Source organism: Nocardia violaceofusca NBRC 14427 (genome assembly GCF_963869435.1).
Lineage (GTDB): Bacteria > Actinomycetota > Actinomycetes > Mycobacteriales > Mycobacteriaceae > Nocardia > Nocardia aobensis.
Genome location: NZ_CAWMPM010000037.1, coordinates 22,655 through 39,061, shown reverse-complemented (window position 1 = coordinate 39,061; position 16,407 = coordinate 22,655). Strand labels below are relative to the sequence as shown.

At 69.8% G+C, this 16,407-nt stretch carries 14 protein-coding genes; 11 read left to right on the top strand and 3 right to left on the bottom strand.

What is annotated here, in order from left to right:
- Positions 1-8 precede the first annotated feature (8 nt).
- Both AC5592_RS28100 and AC5592_RS28095 read right to left on the bottom strand, forming a co-directional pair.
- Positions 9-1,199, bottom strand: a complete 1,191-nt coding sequence (locus AC5592_RS28100; protein ID WP_232329586.1) for a lytic transglycosylase domain-containing protein — start codon at positions 1,197-1,199, stop codon at positions 9-11.
- A complete protein-coding gene (locus tag AC5592_RS28095; protein ID WP_198163957.1) occupies positions 1,199-2,245 on the bottom strand; it encodes a DUF4226 domain-containing protein in 1,047 nt (348 codons plus the stop codon). Before AC5592_RS28095 ends, AC5592_RS28100 begins: the two co-directional genes overlap by 1 nt.
- Here AC5592_RS28095 and AC5592_RS28090 point away from each other — a divergent pair.
- The 10 genes from AC5592_RS28090 to AC5592_RS28045 all read left to right on the top strand — a co-directional run bounded on the left by AC5592_RS28090 (position 2,223) and on the right by AC5592_RS28045 (position 13,365).
- Positions 2,223-2,807 carry a hypothetical protein gene (locus AC5592_RS28090; protein ID WP_198163956.1) on the top strand — a complete coding sequence of 195 codons (585 nt, stop codon included), beginning with the start codon at positions 2,223-2,225 and terminating at the stop codon, positions 2,805-2,807. The genes AC5592_RS28095 and AC5592_RS28090 overlap by 23 nt on opposite strands.
- A gap of 141 nt (positions 2,808-2,948) precedes the next feature.
- Positions 2,949-3,530, top strand: a complete 582-nt coding sequence (locus AC5592_RS28085) for a hypothetical protein (RefSeq protein WP_063065960.1) — start codon at positions 2,949-2,951, stop codon at positions 3,528-3,530.
- A gap of 132 nt (positions 3,531-3,662) precedes the next feature.
- Entirely contained in the window at positions 3,663-5,270 is a 1,608-nt protein-coding gene (locus AC5592_RS28080; protein ID WP_157122275.1) for a hypothetical protein, read from the top strand.
- Between the two features lie 23 nt (positions 5,271-5,293).
- Complete coding sequence (locus AC5592_RS28075) at positions 5,294-6,823, top strand: PE domain-containing protein (RefSeq protein ID WP_063065958.1); 1,530 nt, start codon at positions 5,294-5,296, stop codon at positions 6,821-6,823.
- A complete protein-coding gene (locus AC5592_RS28070) occupies positions 6,820-7,167 on the top strand; it encodes a YbaB/EbfC family nucleoid-associated protein (RefSeq protein ID WP_036509609.1) in 348 nt (115 codons plus the stop codon). Before AC5592_RS28075 ends, AC5592_RS28070 begins: the two co-directional genes overlap by 4 nt.
- Positions 7,164-7,916, top strand: a complete 753-nt coding sequence (locus tag AC5592_RS28065; protein ID WP_063820483.1) for a hypothetical protein — start codon at positions 7,164-7,166, stop codon at positions 7,914-7,916. The genes AC5592_RS28070 and AC5592_RS28065 overlap by 4 nt, the downstream gene beginning before the upstream one ends.
- Before the next feature lie 27 nt (positions 7,917-7,943).
- Positions 7,944-8,294, top strand: a complete 351-nt coding sequence (locus AC5592_RS28060) for a hypothetical protein (RefSeq protein ID WP_036509607.1) — start codon at positions 7,944-7,946, stop codon at positions 8,292-8,294.
- Positions 8,295-8,327: 33 nt separating this feature from the next.
- The gene (locus AC5592_RS28055; RefSeq protein ID WP_036509604.1) at positions 8,328-8,633 is read left to right on the top strand and encodes a hypothetical protein; all 306 of its coding nucleotides are present in this window, start codon (positions 8,328-8,330) and stop codon (positions 8,631-8,633) included.
- Positions 8,634-8,638: 5 nt separating this feature from the next.
- Positions 8,639-11,305 carry a hypothetical protein gene (locus AC5592_RS28050; RefSeq protein WP_063065957.1) on the top strand — a complete coding sequence of 889 codons (2,667 nt, stop codon included), beginning with the start codon at positions 8,639-8,641 and terminating at the stop codon, positions 11,303-11,305.
- Between the two features lie 98 nt (positions 11,306-11,403).
- Positions 11,404-13,365: a type VII secretion target gene (locus tag AC5592_RS28045; protein WP_084507317.1), complete on the top strand. Its 1,962-nt coding sequence runs from the start codon at positions 11,404-11,406 to the stop codon at positions 13,363-13,365.
- A gap of 72 nt (positions 13,366-13,437) precedes the next feature.
- Here AC5592_RS28045 and AC5592_RS28040 read toward each other — a convergent pair whose 3' ends face one another.
- On the bottom strand, positions 13,438-14,934 hold the full coding sequence (locus AC5592_RS28040; protein WP_063065955.1) for a hypothetical protein: 1,497 nt from the start codon (positions 14,932-14,934) through the stop codon (positions 13,438-13,440).
- Positions 14,935-15,137: 203 nt separating this feature from the next.
- Here AC5592_RS28040 and AC5592_RS28035 point away from each other — a divergent pair, with 203 nt between their 5' ends.
- On the top strand, positions 15,138-16,109 hold the full coding sequence (locus AC5592_RS28035; protein ID WP_036508123.1) for a C40 family peptidase: 972 nt from the start codon (positions 15,138-15,140) through the stop codon (positions 16,107-16,109).
- Positions 16,110-16,407 lie beyond the last annotated feature (298 nt).

Genomic DNA, 16,407 nt, shown 5'->3' with positions numbered 1-16,407 from the left:
CCCGGCATTCAGTAGCCGACGTAACCGGTCCCTCGGTGCATGCCCACGATGCCCGGTACTCGATCGACCGATCCGTAGCGATGGATCGCGTACCGGACACCGGCGATGATGTTGTCGACCGGATTCCAGATATCCCGGTGTCCCGGAAGGGCATACGCGTCGAAGGTCGGGTCGATGGTCTGCATCAGGCCCTTGGACGGCGTTCCGGCCGCCGCATTGCTGTCCCAGTTGTTGATCGCGTGCGGATTTCCGGCGGATTCGTGCGCGATGATGGTGGCGATATCGGCCGGATCGATGCGGCTGGTGTCGTAGCCGTTCTGGCGCAGGATTTGCATCGCCTGGTCGATCCATTGACCGACCGCCCCGGCCGGCCGCGTCCCGGGAGGCCCGCCGCTCGCGCCGGCCGCCCGATACACCCGGGCCGGGCGGCCGCCACCGGAATCCCGAATATAGCGTGCGGCCAGCGCGTTGATCTGCTCGGCGCTGACCGCCGACTGCGCCTGCCCGCCGCGCAGGACCGAACCGGCGCGCTGCAGGGCGGCATCCAGCGCGGCGACCACCTGGCTCTGCGCGGCGGCGCCGGTGCCGACCTTGCCGAGCGCGGTCAGCGCGGCATCGGTCTCGGCGATGATCGCGGCCATCGCCGCCCGCCCCGCCATGGTGTCCTCGACCGTACTTCCGAGAATGCGGCGCAGTTCGGTATTCACCTCGCCCAAGGCGCCGGACTCGGCCGAATTCGACTGGCGCACTGCGGAATACTGTGCTCCGGCGCCGCTGTCCCAGGCGATGGGGCCGGTCGGCGCACCGGTGTCGGCGAGGGTCGGCGGCGCTGCGGATCGGCCCGTCTCCGCGCTCGGGACACCCTCACCGAAATGGCCGGCGATCGAATTCAACGTGCTCATCGCGGCCATCGCCAGGGGGCCCGCCGCCCCGGCCAGCATCGCGATATCCGAACCGCCGGCGAGTGACGCGGCCGCCGCGGTGCCCGCGGACGGAACGGCGGCGGGAAGCGCCGGTGAGCTCGGTGGAGCGACAGTGGCGGCCCCGGTGCCCGGCAGCGTCGAGGGAAGACCGCCGCGAGGTCTTGCGGGTGCCGGCGCCGGAGATCGGCTCGCGCGCGAGCGTGGTTCGGACGTGGCGATTCCGGTCTGGGGTCCGGCGCCGTCGGCCGGTTCGGCCGAATCTCGTGTCCCGGCCATCAGTAGCCCCGATAGGCTTGCCCGTTGCGAACGGCCACCACACCCGGCACATTGCTGACCGAGCCGTAACGAGAGATCGCGTACCGGACTCCGGCGACGATATTGTCGACCGGGTTGTAGATGTTGCGATGGCCGGGCAGCGCATACGAATTGAACGTCGGGCCGATGGTCTGCATCAGACCGATCGACGGAGTTCCGTTGGCGGCGTTGCTGTCCCAGTTGTTGGTGGCCGACGGATTACCACCCGATTCGTACTGGATGATGATCGCGATCGCCTGCGGATCTATGCGGCTCGTATCGACTCCGGCGGCGGCCAGCACGCTCAGCGCCTGCTGGATCCACTGTCCGACGGTGCCGCCGACCTTCGTCCCCGATCCGCCCGAGCGTGAAAACCGTTGGCCCGACAGGTTGTACATGTACTGCTTGGTGAGGCGGTTGATCTCGGATGCCGCCTCCTTGGAGTTCGCGCTGCCGCCGCCGACGATGCGAGTGGCCTGTTCGAGCGCCTTGGTCAAAATCCGGTGGACCTGGAGTTGCCCGGTCTTGGTGTAGGCCGCCGATCCGAGCTGGGCGAGCGCGGTATCCACATCGCGCAGCAGCTGGGCGACGGCCTTCTTGTCGATGGTGTGCTTTCCCGCGTGGCGGCGCATGTAGTCGACGAGGTCATTGTCGAGGGTGTTGAAGGCCGTGGCCGCATTGCGCTGGAACAGTTGATGCGCCTTGATCTGCGCGGCCGTTCTCCCGCTGCCGGCGCTGCTGCCCGAACCGGTCCGGGTGTCGAGCTGTTTTCCGCTGCCGCCGGAATCGGGACTCGTCGCCACCTTGCCCTCGTCGCCGTAGGTGTCCTTGAGTTTCCGGAGTGCGTCGAGGGCCTGCTGGGCCTCCGGCGTCAGCCCGCCGCTTCCGTTGCCGCCGGTTCCGCCGCCGTTGCCGGATTGCTGTGCGCCCGAACCGTTCTTACCGAGACCGGCGAGGGCGGAGGCGAGCATCGGCAGCATGCTCATGGCGGGCAGCATCGCCGAGGTGAGCGCACTGGGATCGGCCATCCCGCCGTCGTCGGCCGCGCTGTCCTCGGCCCCGCGAGCCGGGGAGCGGGGGGTCACGAGGCCCGAACCGGCAGTGGGCGCCGACGCCGGAACGGCGGAGTTCGTCACGGTCGCCGGCGTAGCCGCCGATTCCGCGGGCGCCGCCCGGCCGGCCGCCCACGGTGACGTCGATGCGGAGGACGCCGGAACCGACGATGCGGCCGGTACCGTGCGCGGGCCGGAAGACTGCTCGGGCCGAATCGAATCCGAGACCGGCGTCGCGGTGTCGGATGCCGCCGGACTGCCGGAGATCGGTGGACCGGAACGCCCCGAGCTCTGCCGCGCAGGCTTGGACCACGGCGTCGGTCTGGCGGATTGGCCGTCGCCGGTGCCGGATTCCGATTCGGCCGGCTCCGGCATGTCGTCGGCTACGGTGGCCTGCCATGTCTCCGCGCTCGTCATCTCGGCTCACCTCGACGCACGGGGCATCGGAACCCGTTGCGCGACAGTCCCGGCCGAGGGCGGTTCACCGCGAAGATTCGTCACTGCGCGCCCTCCTCCCGGACCGTCAGGATCCTCCTGAATCATCCTGACTGGTGCGGCCGCGATGGTCACTTCCCAGTCCTGGGAATCATCGACAATGAAGTCGTCGTGAGTGTCGCAACAACCCAACGTCGCGGCTGTTCGGTTCGAGTCCGGGTGCTCGTCGCAGATAGGTGATCTCATGAGTTTTCTGGGGCTCAGCTTGAAGGACGTGGTCGTCGGTGCGGTCTCCGCGATACCCGTGGTCGGTGCGGTCGCCGGCGCCGCGACGGATGGGATCTGGACGGGCATCGAAACCGGCAGTGTGACCGATGGACTCAAGGCCGCGGCGATCACCGGTGCGCTCGCCGCGGTTCCCGGAGGCAAGATCGGCAGCATGTTCGGCGAGAAGTTGCTCGCCAAGGGTCTGCTGGGCAAGGGCGTCGGGCTGATCGGCAAGATCCCGTTGAAAACCGTCAAGAATGTGGCCGCTCGCGGTGGCGGTAAGGGTCTGCAGAGATCGCTGGGCCGTGCGGTGCTGCGTGGCGCCGGTGGAACTCTCGGCAGCGCGATCTACAACCCGGAAGCCGATGCGGGTGCGCCGAAGATCAAGGCCATTCCGGTCCGTCCGGCGGGTGCGGATCTATCCGGAAATAATTTCCGCGACAGCGCCGCTGCCACATTGAATTACCAAGGCGGCACCGTGGCGCAACAGCCGGCGGCCGCATCGGGTATTACGCAGCAGCCGGCCCCGGATGCTACGCCGCGCGCGGTCCCAGTGTAGGTGTGACAATAGATGGCAGAAACCTCTACGAAACAGATGCCGCCGCTGTTGGTTCCGGACGACTACGGTGTGAGCCCGCAACCGTATCCTCAGGATGCCCGGTTCAAGCTCCAGCCGGCGACTATCAGTCTCATGGATGTGCAGCTCGTCACGGTCGTGGTCGGGATATGGAAGGCGTACGGTTCGGGCGATATCAAGCAGCTTCCGAAAGCCGACGCCATCCCGCAGGTCAGCCTCAATATGTCCGATCTCCGATCCGACGCGATGAGTAATTACCAACTTCTGGCCTACTCTCTCCGGACTGCGTTCGAAACCATGCTCGATGCACACAACAAGGTCTTCGAGAAGGTCACGAAGACCATCGAGGATCGAGAATCGAGTCAGAACAAGGTCGCGCAATGGATCGAGAAATTCAATACAGCCGCGGCCAGCCCGCCCGATGACAATCAGAATGAAAACGAATACATCATGACCTACGTCTCCACCGGCTTGAAAGAAGGTGAGACGATCATGAACGATGCGAAGAGTAAACAAGACGCCAACGGCGATGGCGTCGAGACCGAGGCGGAGAAGCTGAAAAAGCTGACCGAGCAGGTCAAAACGTTGACGGAGCAGAACAAGTCGCTCCAACAGCAGCTCGCGGCCGCCAAGGGCGGCGGTGGCGGTGGTGGCGGTGGGGGCACCACCTACGATCCCAACCTGCTCGGTGAGCAGGGCAGCACCGGCGGCGACGGTTCCTACACCCCTACGGATTTCGGCCTCGACGGCACCGGCACCGATCAAACCGGTACCGGCACCGGCGGTTCGCTCACCGACGGATTGTCCACCGGCTCGAATTCGGCGTCGGATCCCAGCGGGCTGGGCACCGGTTCGTCGAGCGGTACGAGCCCGATCTCGGCCACTCCGGCCAGTATGACCTCACCGGATTCCGGAATGAGCTCTCTCGGTTCGGGAATGGGCTCGGGCATGGGTGGTATGGGCGACATGATGAGTCAGATGCTGCCGATGCTCGCTCAGATGCAGATGATGCGCCAGATGCAGGATCAGGGGCTCAACGGTCGCAACGGCGGAATGCAGCCGATGTATCCGCAGCAGCCCGTGGTCTCGGCGCAACCGGCGGCCGCGACTCCGCAGCAGACTCAGCCGGCCGCGTCGCCCGCACCCGCGACCGCGCAGTCCGATGCGGCGCCGAAGGGAGCGTCGTCCTCGCAGAGCCAGCAGGCCGGTGCGGTGCCACCGGGACGTACCCCCGGGGCCGACGGCACCGTCGAATACCCGTTCCCCGACGGGCGCACGCAGAAGGTGTCGCTCATCGTGGCGCAGGCGCTCGACGCGGCGTTCGGCAATCACGGCGGTACCGACGCGCAGAAGGCGTACGAGAAGACGACCGCGAAGTGGAGCGACAACAAGCAGATCGGCGATCACATCGATCCCAACCAGCTGATGACCGGCGACGTCGGTGTCTGGGAGAAGACCACCGCCGTGCTCGTGGTGTTCGGGTCCGGCACCGACGGCACCATCGAAGCGATCATCGACGGTGAACTGCAGAAGCTGGACTCCGACAAGATGGACACGATGTCCGGAAAGGCCGGGGAATTCGGCACATTCACCGAATTCCAGCATCCGCGCGGTATCGAGGCCACGGCCCCCGACCACCAAGCGGATGCGGCGCCGGGGATGCCGATGCCCGGAGATCAGCAGGGTGGGGTGTTGTCGGCCGCGGTCGGGACGCCGACCTGAGGCTGTGGTGAGAGGAGGCAGGTGTGGCGTTACAGGTCGATCCGATCGAACTCGCCGCCGCGGCGGCGGCACTGGCCGAGCTGGCGCGAGGCACCGGTGCGTCGATGCCCACGGGCTGGGTGCTGCCCGCGGGTAGCGATCCCATTTCCGCGCAGGCGGTTCCGCAGCTCAACACCCATGCTGCCAGCCTCATGAACGGGATGGCGGGCATTCTGCACGAGGTGCACCGGACGGCGCACAAGATCGGCGAGGCCGCGCAGCGCTACACCGACGCCGACGACGAGGGCGCACGCGTCATCGGCGGCTCCGGTGGGGAGGTGCTGGCGAATCCGGTGTCCGACATCGATCCGCCGGCGCTGCGCCGCCCGCCGAGTTTCGGCCTGCCCACCTCGGGGGGTGCGGTGGATCCGCTGACCTTCGCCCAGCAGCTCCGGGCGGGACCCGGTACCGGACCGGCCACCCAATTCGTCTCCGACGTCCGGAACTATCTGGGCACGACGCATGCGGCGGCCCTGACCGGTGTCGACGGCGCCGCTTCCGTCATGCAGCACTGGACACCGGTCGGCTCCGACGCCGCCGCGCGGCTGGGCCGCCATCGCACGTGGCTGGATACGCTCGGCTCCACGCTCGGCAAACTCGCCGACGGAATCGACACGTACACCAAGGCTTTCGACACCGCGAAAGCCAAACACCCCACCCCGGAGGAGATCATCGCCGCGCGCAAGGAACTGGTGCGGTCCATGCGTTCGAAGAATCAACTCGGAATCCAGGCCGCGCTGGCGAAATTCCAGGAGCAGAACGCCCGGTCGGCGGAGACGATCGGCTCCTACTACTCGACGGTGGGTGTCGAGCAGGCCCAGAATGCCGGAGATTCCGAAACCGGAACGGCGGCATCGACATCCGGGCAGTCCAACGGTTCGGGCGACAGCAGCCAGATGATGAGCACGCTCGCCTCGATGCTGCCGACGGTGATGAGTGGCATGATGGCCGCCGGCATGCCGATGATGGGCATGAACCAATCGAACGATCTCGGCACCGGCTCCCTCGACGACTACGGCTACGGCGATTACGGATACGACACCGGCGGGGGCGATTACGGGTATTCCGGCGGTGGCGGCGGCGTCGGCGCGGACGTGACTCCGATCGGCGACCTCACCAGCGCGATCGGTTCGGCGACGTCCTCGCCCGTCGCGGTCGGGCCGATGCCCACGGTGGGATCGGTCACGGGAGCGGTGAGCAGTGCGTCGTCGAATCTGCCGCGGACGCCGGTCATCGAATCGCTGCAGAATTCGGCCGGGACGGCGGCGCGCGCGGCCGGCACCGGTTCGCCGATGATGCCGTACATGCCGATGTCTCCCGGCATGGGCGGCGGCGGTGCGAACAACGAGCGCAATCGGGTGGTGGCCTGGCATCCCGATCGCCTGATGTACGTCGACGACACGCCGCATACCGACGCCGTGATCGGTGAGAAGCCCACCATCGCGCCGACCGTGACACCGGCGACACCAGGACCGGCCAACCAGGCTCCGACGCAAACCGGAGGTTCCGCATGAGTGATATCCATCCCGAGGTGCAGGCGGCCCTGGACGCCGCGCGCGACCTCCGGCACAAGATCGCCGACCTGCGCGAGAAGATCGATGCCATCCGCGCCCGCCGGCCCTCGCCGAGCGGCGCGGTCATTCCCGAGGTCGACGCGATGGGCCGGCTCACCGATCTGTATCTGGCACCGGGCACCGTGGACCGGTTCGAGTCACACGAGCTGGTCGCGGAGATCATCGCCGCGATCCGGGAGAGCAGTGCCGACGCCGGTCGCCAGTACGAGCTGCTGATGTCGCAGGATCCCTGGGGAGACGCCTCGGACGCATCGGAACCCGCTGTGCCGGAGCAGGTTTCGTGACCGATCCGGGAGGTGTGACCGTCGCCGACACCGTGCGCTGGCTGCACGGTGAGGGTCTGGTGCGATTGGCCGGACTGGCCGAGCGGACACCCGATCTGCTGGCCGCCTACACGATCGACGTGGCCACGGGCACGGTCAACGCCTATCCGGTCACCGGGGCCGGAGCGGGGTCGGCCGCCATGACCTTCGCCGCCGACGATCTGCCCGATCCGGTGGGCACCGCGCGCCGGCTGGTCGTCGTCGGCGTCACCAGCTCGCAGGCGGTACTGGTGGTGGATCTGGCGGCGTCGCTGGCGATTTCGATCACCGCCGCGCGTCCCGAGCCGGCAGCGCGCTCCTGGGTGCTGCAGTTGCTGCTGAATCCGGAGGTGACCATCACCACCAACAGCGCCGAGCTGACACCGGCCTCGGACCCGCGCTGCCGCACCAGTTTCATACCGGGCAGCAGCGCCACGATCGTCAACGTCGACGATATGCAGCCGCCGCTGACGACGATCACGCTGAACCCGGCCACCGACGGCCCGGACCACTTGGATGTCGGACCGGACGGCACCGGGGAAATGTATCTGGGTACGAGATTCTGGCAGCTGCACCAGGTCATGACCGTCGGCGACGAGGCGTGGTCGGCCATCGCCGCCCGGCTGTCGGGCACGGCCGACGATGCGGTCGCCTCCGGGCAACCGCCCGGCCCCGCCGTTTCTGCGCCGCCCGGGCGGGTGTCCGCTCCGGGCATCGTCACAGGTCCTTAGCTTCGCATCAACGACAGGAGTCCGACCATGTCCGATTACGACGACTACGACGAGGACGAACTCGCTCCGCCCGCACCGGATTGGCAGAACCGCGTCTACGAGGTGTTCAACCCCGATCACACCGTCGGCGTCGCGTGCGATCGCGACGGTGAGGTCGTCGGACTGCATCTCACCGACGACGCGCGCGAGAACGGCGATACCTGGCTGGCCGCCGAGATCCTGCGACTGGCTCGGCTCGCGCATACGAAATCGCGGGTGGGCCTGCGTTCGGAGATGGAGTACAACGGCACCCGGCCGTACACGATCGACTCGTTCGATCTGCCCACCGAATCCTCCTACCGTGCCATGGAGATCGCCGAATTCGGCACCAATTCCTGACCAGCGCAGTCACTTTCGAGACAGGTCCCCGCCATGTTGGATATCGACGATCCCGATGACGTCATCGCCGTCTCGGGTCAGGTCGCAGCGGCCAAAATATCGTTCGCCGACCAGGTCGGCGCCACCACCGGCGGCTGGACCGTCGACGAGCGCCCGGCAGCACCGCTCGACTTCCGCTTGAAGGGCGTCTTCGATCAGGTCACCGGCTGGTTCGAGACCGCCGCCACGGACTTGCGCGGCCGGACCCACGCCACCCATACCCGCGCCCACGGCACCGCGACGGGCCTGAAGAACGCCGATATCGACGGCGGCGGACACGTACGGTCCGAATCGGTCTGATCCGCATGAACCCGGAGCGCGAAAGCCCGTACTGGAAGGCCATCGTCAGGGACAACTGGCCGGAGATCTCTCCGCGCGCCTGGGGCCGACTGGAGGCGCTGGCGCGCGAGGGAGCCGAGGCGCTGGATCCGGCGGAGGCCGATCGCATGCGGCGCGCCTTCGACGATCGGGTCCGCTCCAGCGCGAGCCTGCAGCCGATCAAGGACGAGCTGCTGGCGCAGCAGGGCACACTGCGCGGATTCGTCGACGCTCTGGTCGCCGCGGCCGATACCTTCGGGCAGATGTCGAGTCTGGTCGACCGCACCCGCGACCGGATCCTCAACGCCGTCGACGGCGCATTGCGCAGGATTCGCGCGGCGCGGGCAGCCGCGGCGGCGGCGCGGGAGAAGGAAGAGGAAGCCGGCGGGGACGGTAGCGAGGCGGACGCACGCCTCCAACGCGATATCCGGAGGATCCTCGCCGAGGCTCGCGCCGAGGTGGACGATATCGCGGCGGCGGCGCTGCGCGAGGTCGGGCCGCAGGGTCTGCCGGAACTGGCGGCGATCGCGGCGGCGCTGGGGCAGCCGGGGCCGTGGCGTGGCGGGCAGGAGGGCTCCGACGGCCCGGGTGGCGGGCCGAGATACCGCTCGCCTCGTGCGGGAAGCGACGGTCCGGGTGGGCCCGGGACCCACGGCGTTCGGTCGCTGCCCCGGGGATTGCCGCCGTCGGGCGGACCGTTCGTCCCGCATCTGCCGAGTCTGCAGGATCTGCGGGATCTCCTGCGGCCCAACGGACAACTGCCGATGTCGCGGCTTCCGGGCTGGGACGTCGTCTCACCCGATCACGCGGATCCGAGCGCCGGCCACGCGCCCGCACCGGATGACGGGACGCCTGCCGGGCCCGCCGTACAGGTGCAGCCGGGCTCCGGTCCGGCGCCGCAGGCCGCGCCGGTGGGCGGCGGCCGCGCGATCGGGCCGATGTCGGCGCCGCAGGCCGACGGTGGGCCCCCGGCGGCCCAGGTAGTGGCGCCGGAGCATCCGGCGATGGACGCGCCACCCTCGGCACATTCGGATACCAGTGCGGCACAAACTGTTTCACACCGCGACAGCGACGGCGGCGACAGTCCGGCCGGTGACAGTCCCGCCGGCACCGGCGATTCCGGTGATGAGCGGCGGACCGGCGAATCGGGCGCGCCGGAGGTCGCGATCGGGTCCGGTCGCCGCACCGATGACACGGCCGGAGCGGACGGGCCGCCGTCGTGGGGTGTGGCCGCGGGTGTGGCGGCGCAGATGTCGATGTTCACACCACAACAACCCGGCTTCGCGCCGGACCGGTCGCCGGGCGCGAACGCGCCCGCCGCCGCGGGGCCGACGGCGGACCCGCGGGCGACATCCGCGCCGGATTCCCGGAATTCGGTTGCGGCGCCACGGGTTACGCCAGCACCCGGCGGGCCGACCGGGTCGGTTCCCGGTGTATCCGCGCCCGGCGTCACGGCGCCGCCGGCCACCGGGCCCGCGAAGGGCCATCCGCCGGGCCGCCACACCGGGGAGGCGGGCGCCGGTGCCCACAAGGCCACCGGCGATCACAAGTCGCCCGGTGGTCACGAGCCGGGCTCCGGCAAGGAGGAGACGACCGCCGGCAGCGGCGACCTGGTTCGCGATGCGGTCGGCGCCGCGATGGCGGCCGCGGCGGCACCCACCTTCATGCTGGGGAAACGGGTCGACGGCGATCTGGTCCTGGCACGCAGCCTGCTCGCGAGTCTGCTCGCCGCCGGTGGCCCACCCGCCGTCGGTATCGAGTGGGCGGTGTCGATCATGCGCCACGACGGTGGCGTGAGCGCGTTCGTCACGTCCAACGACGGCCGGGGCTGGTTGCCGCCCGGTGTCTTCCTGCCCCGCGAACTGTCGACACCGTGGGTGTGGTCGGTGGCCGAGGGGCCGGCCTGGGAGGGTCTGGCCGATCCGGCCCGGGTACTCGCCGAATTCGCGCTGAGCTGGGGGCGGCGCACCGGGGCCCGGCTGTCGGCGCTGGTGTCGTCGGCGTCCTTCGACGAGCTGCTGGCCCGGCAGTTGGGCGAGGTCGCGCTCGAGGGGGCGGTCGAGCCCGGGGTGACCATGGATTTCTCCACTCCCGCACCGGGTTTGGCCGACCGCCTGGAGTTGGTGACCGCGCCGCCGGTCCTCGAACGGGTCGCCGCGATCCCCGCGGACCGGATCGGCAGCCGGGGGCTGGACTTCGCCTACGACGCGCATCAGCGGCTCGCGGTGTCGGGTCCCGATCCGTTCGCCTCCCTGGGCGCCGCCGAACTCCGCCAGCGCATCATGCAGACGATCCTGCAGGGCGGTCCGGTGCAGGCGCAATGGTGGGAGCAACTGTTCGACGCCGATCAACTCCTGGCGGCCTCCATGCTGCCGCTGCGGGCGGACGTCTCGCGCGTACCCCTGGGAGAGTTGCGTTCCGAGCATTCCACGGGTCGATCCGCCACCGATTCGGCCACCCTGCGGCTGTCGGTCGCGCAACGCCGCTGCAACGAAATGGTCCTGCTGATGTCGGGGGAGCCGTCCCGGCAGCGGCTGCGCGACATCGTCTACGCACACGGGCAGGTGGCGGAATATCTGGCGGCCGACCCGGTCGGCACGATCACGCCCGAACCGGTGCGCCGCCCGACGATCACCGCGCCGCCGCCTCGGTAGTGCACACGATGGCGTGCCGGGCCTCGCCGCCGCGTCCTTCCCGCGAATGGGAAGGCTCGACAATGAGGACGTCACCGGTGGGAAGGATCTGATTCGGCATGTCGGGCAGCATGGAAGTCGACCCTGCGGTCTTACTCGATTTGGCCCTTCAGCACGACCGGGTCGCCGAAGACACCTTGGAATGGGCCAAACCTCCCACCGACTGGCTGCGGGAATTCCCCAACACCTACGGCCATATCGCGGACCCGGTACTCGGCGCCCTGCAGGACTACTACCAGGCGCGACAGAACGCGGGTATCGCACTGGCCAAGGAACACCGGGATACCGCGGCCAAATTGCGTGCGGCCGCCGCTGCCTTCGAACGCAGCGACGAGGACGGCGCCGCGAACATCCGCCGGTACGACGACACGAACGGATCCGGCAGCACGCCCTACCAGCAATCGCCCTCCCTGCCCGGTCCGGGCACCCAGGCACCCACCGGACCGCAGGTCGGCGCGCCGGGCTCCGGGCCCGCCGATGCCGGCGCCCACACGCCCGGTGACACCGGTGCCGACACCCCGGTGGGCGTCGCGCCGGGCGCAGCACCCGGAACATCGTCGGCCGCACCGGATTCGACCGGCGCCACCCCCGGAACGGCGCCGGTGGGTGCGGGCACGGGCACGGGCACGGGCACGGGTACCGGCCCGTCCGCCGCCGGGGGTCCGGCCGGACCGGGCGGTGGTCCCGCCGGCCCGTCGTCCGGCCCGCTGGGCACGACGCCGCCGTCCGGTGTGGTACCTCCGGGTGGTCCGGCCGGCCCGCCGTCCGGTTTCGGCCCCGACGAGCGCGGGCAGGGGCCGAACGGCACCACCGCCGCCGGGGATCTGCCGCCGGTTCCGGTGCCGACCCCGTTCGCGGCCGCCGTCGCCAAGGCCAAGGACGCCGAGGCCGAACCGGCCTATGTCGTCGGCGACGCCGTGGACAACGATCTGCTGATCGCCCGCACCCTGCTGGGTGCGGTGCTGGCGGCGGTGGATTCGGCCGTGCTGGGCCTGCACTGGGCCGTCGCGGTGCTGCGAGGCCCCGCCGGCGCCGGCGTGTTCATCACCTCCAACGAGGCCCGCGGCTGGTTCCCGGCCGGGCTGTATCTGCCGCGCGAGGTGTCCTCGCCGTGGATCTGGGACGACGTGCTCGCCGACGGTTCCGGCGATCCGGCATCGCCGTGGGAAGGCGTCTCGGATCCGGCGCGGGTGCTGGCGGAATTCGGTCTGGCGTGGGGCCGCAAGGCCGGTGCGGAGCTGACCGCGCTGGTCTCGTCCGGATCGATCGACCACGGACTGCGGCAGCGGTTCCCGAGCGTCGCCATGCAGGATCTGGTCGGCCCCTCCTACGACGTCGATTTGCGCGTGTTCACTCCCGACACCGCCGACCGGCTGGCCCTCGCCGGCTCCGGCGAAGCCCTGGAACACGTTGCGGCCGTGCCGGATGCGCAGATCCGCGCGCACTGTGAGGAACTGGCCGCCGAGGCCCACCGGTTGGTCGCCGGTAGTGCTCCCGGCGGCCCCGACGCGGCGCAGTCGCGCGGCATCCGGGACCGGATCCTGTCCGCGCTCGGGTCCGGCCGCCCGATCCCGGCCTCCTGGTGGGAAGAACTGCGCGATGCCGACGATCTGCTCACCGCGGCCATGCTGCCGCACCGGGTCGACGTCGGACGGGTCGACGTCGGCGAATTGCGGGTCGACGACGAGGCCGCGGCGTTGCGCGCCCTCGTGTTCGAACGTCGCTGCAACGAACTGGTTCTGCTGCTGGCCGGCGAGGCCTCGCGCCAGCAATTGCGCGACGCGGTCTATGCCCACGAGCAGATCGTGAAGCATCCGCGCTTCGTCCCCGCTCCGGCCGCGGTGTCCACCGGCGTGGAGGAACGGGTTTCGCGCCTGGCGGCGTCGAGCGGCTCGGTTGCCGCCCCCGTCGCGCAGGTCGCGCCTCCCACGGTATCGGCACCGCCGACGGCCGGCGGGCCGCCGCCCGGTGCGGTCTCGGCTCCGGACGCCTCCGCACCCGACGTGACCGGACGCCCCTGAAAAAAGCGGTGCCGGTGGGCGATTCGCTCGCCCACCGGCACCGCTCGGGTAACTCGCCCGGTTTGTCGCGCGTTATGGCGCGACTTCGCTCGCGTTCTCCGGCTCCTCCGGCGTCGCGGCATTCGGGGCGGCCGCGGCGGTCGGTGGTTTCGTCCGATCCTTGGCCGACGCACCGGTGGCCGGGGCCGTGATCGGCGGCGGGGTGCCGGGAGTCTGGCCGGTGGCGCCCGCCAGCTGCGTGGGCGCGGCGGTGCCTGGCGCCGCAGCGCCGGGGGCGAGGGCGGTCGGCGCACCGTTGGGTGCCACGGCAGCGGGCGCGGCGGCCGGTCCGGCGCCGTTCGGAACGGCCGCGTTCGGGTCCGTGGCCGCCGGTGCGGCGCCGGTGCCGGGGGTGACCTCGCCGTTCGAATGGAGTTCGGCCTCTTTGTCTTTCTGGTTCTTCTGCATCGCCTGGGTGACCAGCGGCATCGCCACCATCGCTCCCATCGGGAGGATCATCGCGGCCATGGGCAGCAGTTGGCCGAGGATGTCCCCGAGACCGCCGCCCCCGCCCGATGCCGAGGTACCGCCCGACGCGGAACCGCTGGAGGAACTGGTGCCGGTGCCGGAACCGGACCCCGAGCCGCTGCCGGTGCCCGCCCGGGACTGGTTGTCCGCGTAGACCGCGTCGACGAGACGGTAGACCTGTGCCACCGCCGCGCTGATCTGCTGCATGAGGGCGGCCTGCTGGGCGGTGGTCGCCTTCGCGGGCACCGCCTTCACCACGGCCTGCAGTTCGGCGACGATGTTCTTGATACTGGCGAGTGTCTCGTCCTTGCTGGCGGCCACCAGGACCGAGGTTCGCGCGATCTCCTGGTCGTATTCGAGCAGTGAGGTCTGCTTCGCGTTCACCGCGGCCATGGCCTGCCGGTAGCCGACGGTGGTGTCGCTCTTCCCCAGATTGGTGAACACCACCGGCTTCAGCAGACTGGCCACCTCCGGCGGTGGCTTCGGCATGCCACGACCGAGCAGGTCGACCGCGGTCTGGATCGCCGTACGGGCGAGCGCGACAATGGCTTTCACCGCCGGCTTCGCACCCGGGGGCGGGTCGAGTTCGACCGTCCAGTAATGCTTCTCGGGATTGGCGGGCGGGGGAGTGGTGGGCGGCGGTTTGGTCGGGTCCGGTTTGGTGGGGTCGGGCTTCGTGGGATCAGGCTTGGTGGGGTCGGGCTTGGTGGGGTCGGGTTTCGTCGGGTCGGGCTTGGTGGGGCCGGGCTTGGTCGGGTCCGGTTTGCCCGGCCCCGGTGTGGTGGGGCCACCCGGCTCGTGCGGGCCGCCGGGCCGTGGTCCGGCGGATCCGGGCGTGGCCGGCGGTCCCGCGCCAGGGGTCTGCGGGGCGTTGATCACGCGCGTGTCGGTCTGCGGTCCGCCGGCCGGAAACTGCGGCCCGGCAAAGGCATTCGCCCCCAGCGGGCCGGAGCCGGTGACGCCGTCACTACCCGCCACGGGCAATCCGGTCGTGGGTGTGACGCCGTCCTGCGACAGCTTCGGCAGGCCGATAGTTTCGGTTCCAGCCGTGTTCTCCGGCATGCCGCTGCACCGCCTCCCTCGAGTTCGTCCTCATTGTCGGCCCTTCCCGCAAATGGGAAGTCATGCGGTTTCCGCATCGCGGCGACGGTGCCGCATAGTCGTGGACGACTTCGGGTACGCGAAGTTCCGCGAGTTTCGCTGGTCCTGCGGCAGCCGGGCCGAATCGGGAGGCGTTCGATGCGCAGCGATGGCGAGGCGGTCGAATGTCGCCACAACTGACCGTCGGACTCGACAGCGTTCTGAATTCCCTGCTGAAGCTCTACGGTACCGGCAGTCCCGTCGTGCAGGCGGCGCCGTCCTCGGCGGGCCCGTCGAATTCCGCCATCGACCTGCGTACCGGGGCGTTGATGGCGGGGTATCACGAAACCGCCGGAATGCACGCCTCGGTAGCCGGAGCGCATGCCGAACGAGATGCGGTGGTGCACAAGGCGGTAACCGCCGCCGGCGACGGAACGGTCAAGGGCCGCAGTGTGGTCAACGGTCAGATCGCCGATCTGCAGACCCGGTTGCGTGCCATCGCCGCCGTGGGCGACACTCGCTTCAGCGGCCCGGCTCTGCTGGACGCCGCGCACACCGCGGTGACGAATGCGGCCCGCCAGGTCGACACCGACCTCGCCGAGGCGCAGCGGCACGCGGCGCAGATCACCCCGCCCGCGACACCGAAAACCGTTCGGGGGCGGCTCACCTCGAATCCGGGCCGGCGCCGCCGGCGCCGGCCGCGTCCACGGACCACGTCGGTGGCGCGGACGGCCCGGGCATTGCCGGCGATGCACCGGCCGGTCCCGTCGGACGGTACGGCGGGCGGTAAGGCGGTGAGCGCGGCGAGCGCGTATCTGGGACTTCCCTATGTGTGGGGCGGCGGTGGGGCCGGGGGGCCGAGCGGCGGCGGATTCGACTGTTCCGGACTCACCCAATACGCGATCGCCGAGGCGACCGACGGCAAGGTCGTCCTGCCGCGCACCACGTACGAGCAGATCTACAGTGGCGTGCGTATTCCGCCGCAGGATGTGCGGCCGGGGGATCTGGTGTTCCCGGCCGGATCGTTCAGTGCGCGCGGACCCGAACACGTGCAGCTGGCCGCGGGCAACGGCATGGTCATCGAGGCGCCTTATTCGGGCTCGACGGTCAAATGGTCGCGCATGCCCAGTGAGGCCGTCGTGGTGCGGGTGATGTGATGGTCTCTGTCGTGTGCTGATTCGGAACGAGTGCCCGTGGCCGGATCGCGGTGTGCGAGCACTCGTTCCGAAGGGCGGATCGTCAGGATGAGGACTGCCGATCCACACGAATAACCATACCGTCGAATAACGGTACATTCAATAGCGGCCCACCGTGAGGGTTAGTGGCCGTTCTCTGTTCGCGCAGGTCGTGCCCCGGTGGGCCGGAGGCTCGAGCGTGCGAATCCGCGTATTCCCATGGTTGGGAAATGGCGATCTTCGCCCGGGTCGGGGACTGTCTATGGTTCGGGCAGGCGAG

Coding starts and splice junctions, on each gene's coding strand:
- AC5592_RS28050 (WP_063065957.1), top strand. CDS start 8,639: ATGAACCCGGAGCGCGAAAGCCCGTACTGGAAGGCCATCGTCAGGGAC.
- AC5592_RS28100 (WP_232329586.1), bottom strand. CDS start 1,199: ATGGCCGGGACACGAGATTCGGCCGAACCGGCCGACGGCGCCGGACCC.
- AC5592_RS28035 (WP_036508123.1), top strand. CDS start 15,138: ATGTCGCCACAACTGACCGTCGGACTCGACAGCGTTCTGAATTCCCTG.
- AC5592_RS28060 (WP_036509607.1), top strand. CDS start 7,944: ATGTCCGATTACGACGACTACGACGAGGACGAACTCGCTCCGCCCGCA.
- AC5592_RS28070 (WP_036509609.1), top strand. CDS start 6,820: ATGAGTGATATCCATCCCGAGGTGCAGGCGGCCCTGGACGCCGCGCGC.
- AC5592_RS28040 (WP_063065955.1), bottom strand. CDS start 14,934: ATGCCGGAGAACACGGCTGGAACCGAAACTATCGGCCTGCCGAAGCTG.
- AC5592_RS28095 (WP_198163957.1), bottom strand. CDS start 2,245: ATGGCCGATCCCAGTGCGCTCACCTCGGCGATGCTGCCCGCCATGAGC.
- AC5592_RS28045 (WP_084507317.1), top strand. CDS start 11,404: ATGTCGGGCAGCATGGAAGTCGACCCTGCGGTCTTACTCGATTTGGCC.
- AC5592_RS28055 (WP_036509604.1), top strand. CDS start 8,328: ATGTTGGATATCGACGATCCCGATGACGTCATCGCCGTCTCGGGTCAG.
- AC5592_RS28085 (WP_063065960.1), top strand. CDS start 2,949: ATGAGTTTTCTGGGGCTCAGCTTGAAGGACGTGGTCGTCGGTGCGGTC.
- AC5592_RS28080 (WP_157122275.1), top strand. CDS start 3,663: ATGGATGTGCAGCTCGTCACGGTCGTGGTCGGGATATGGAAGGCGTAC.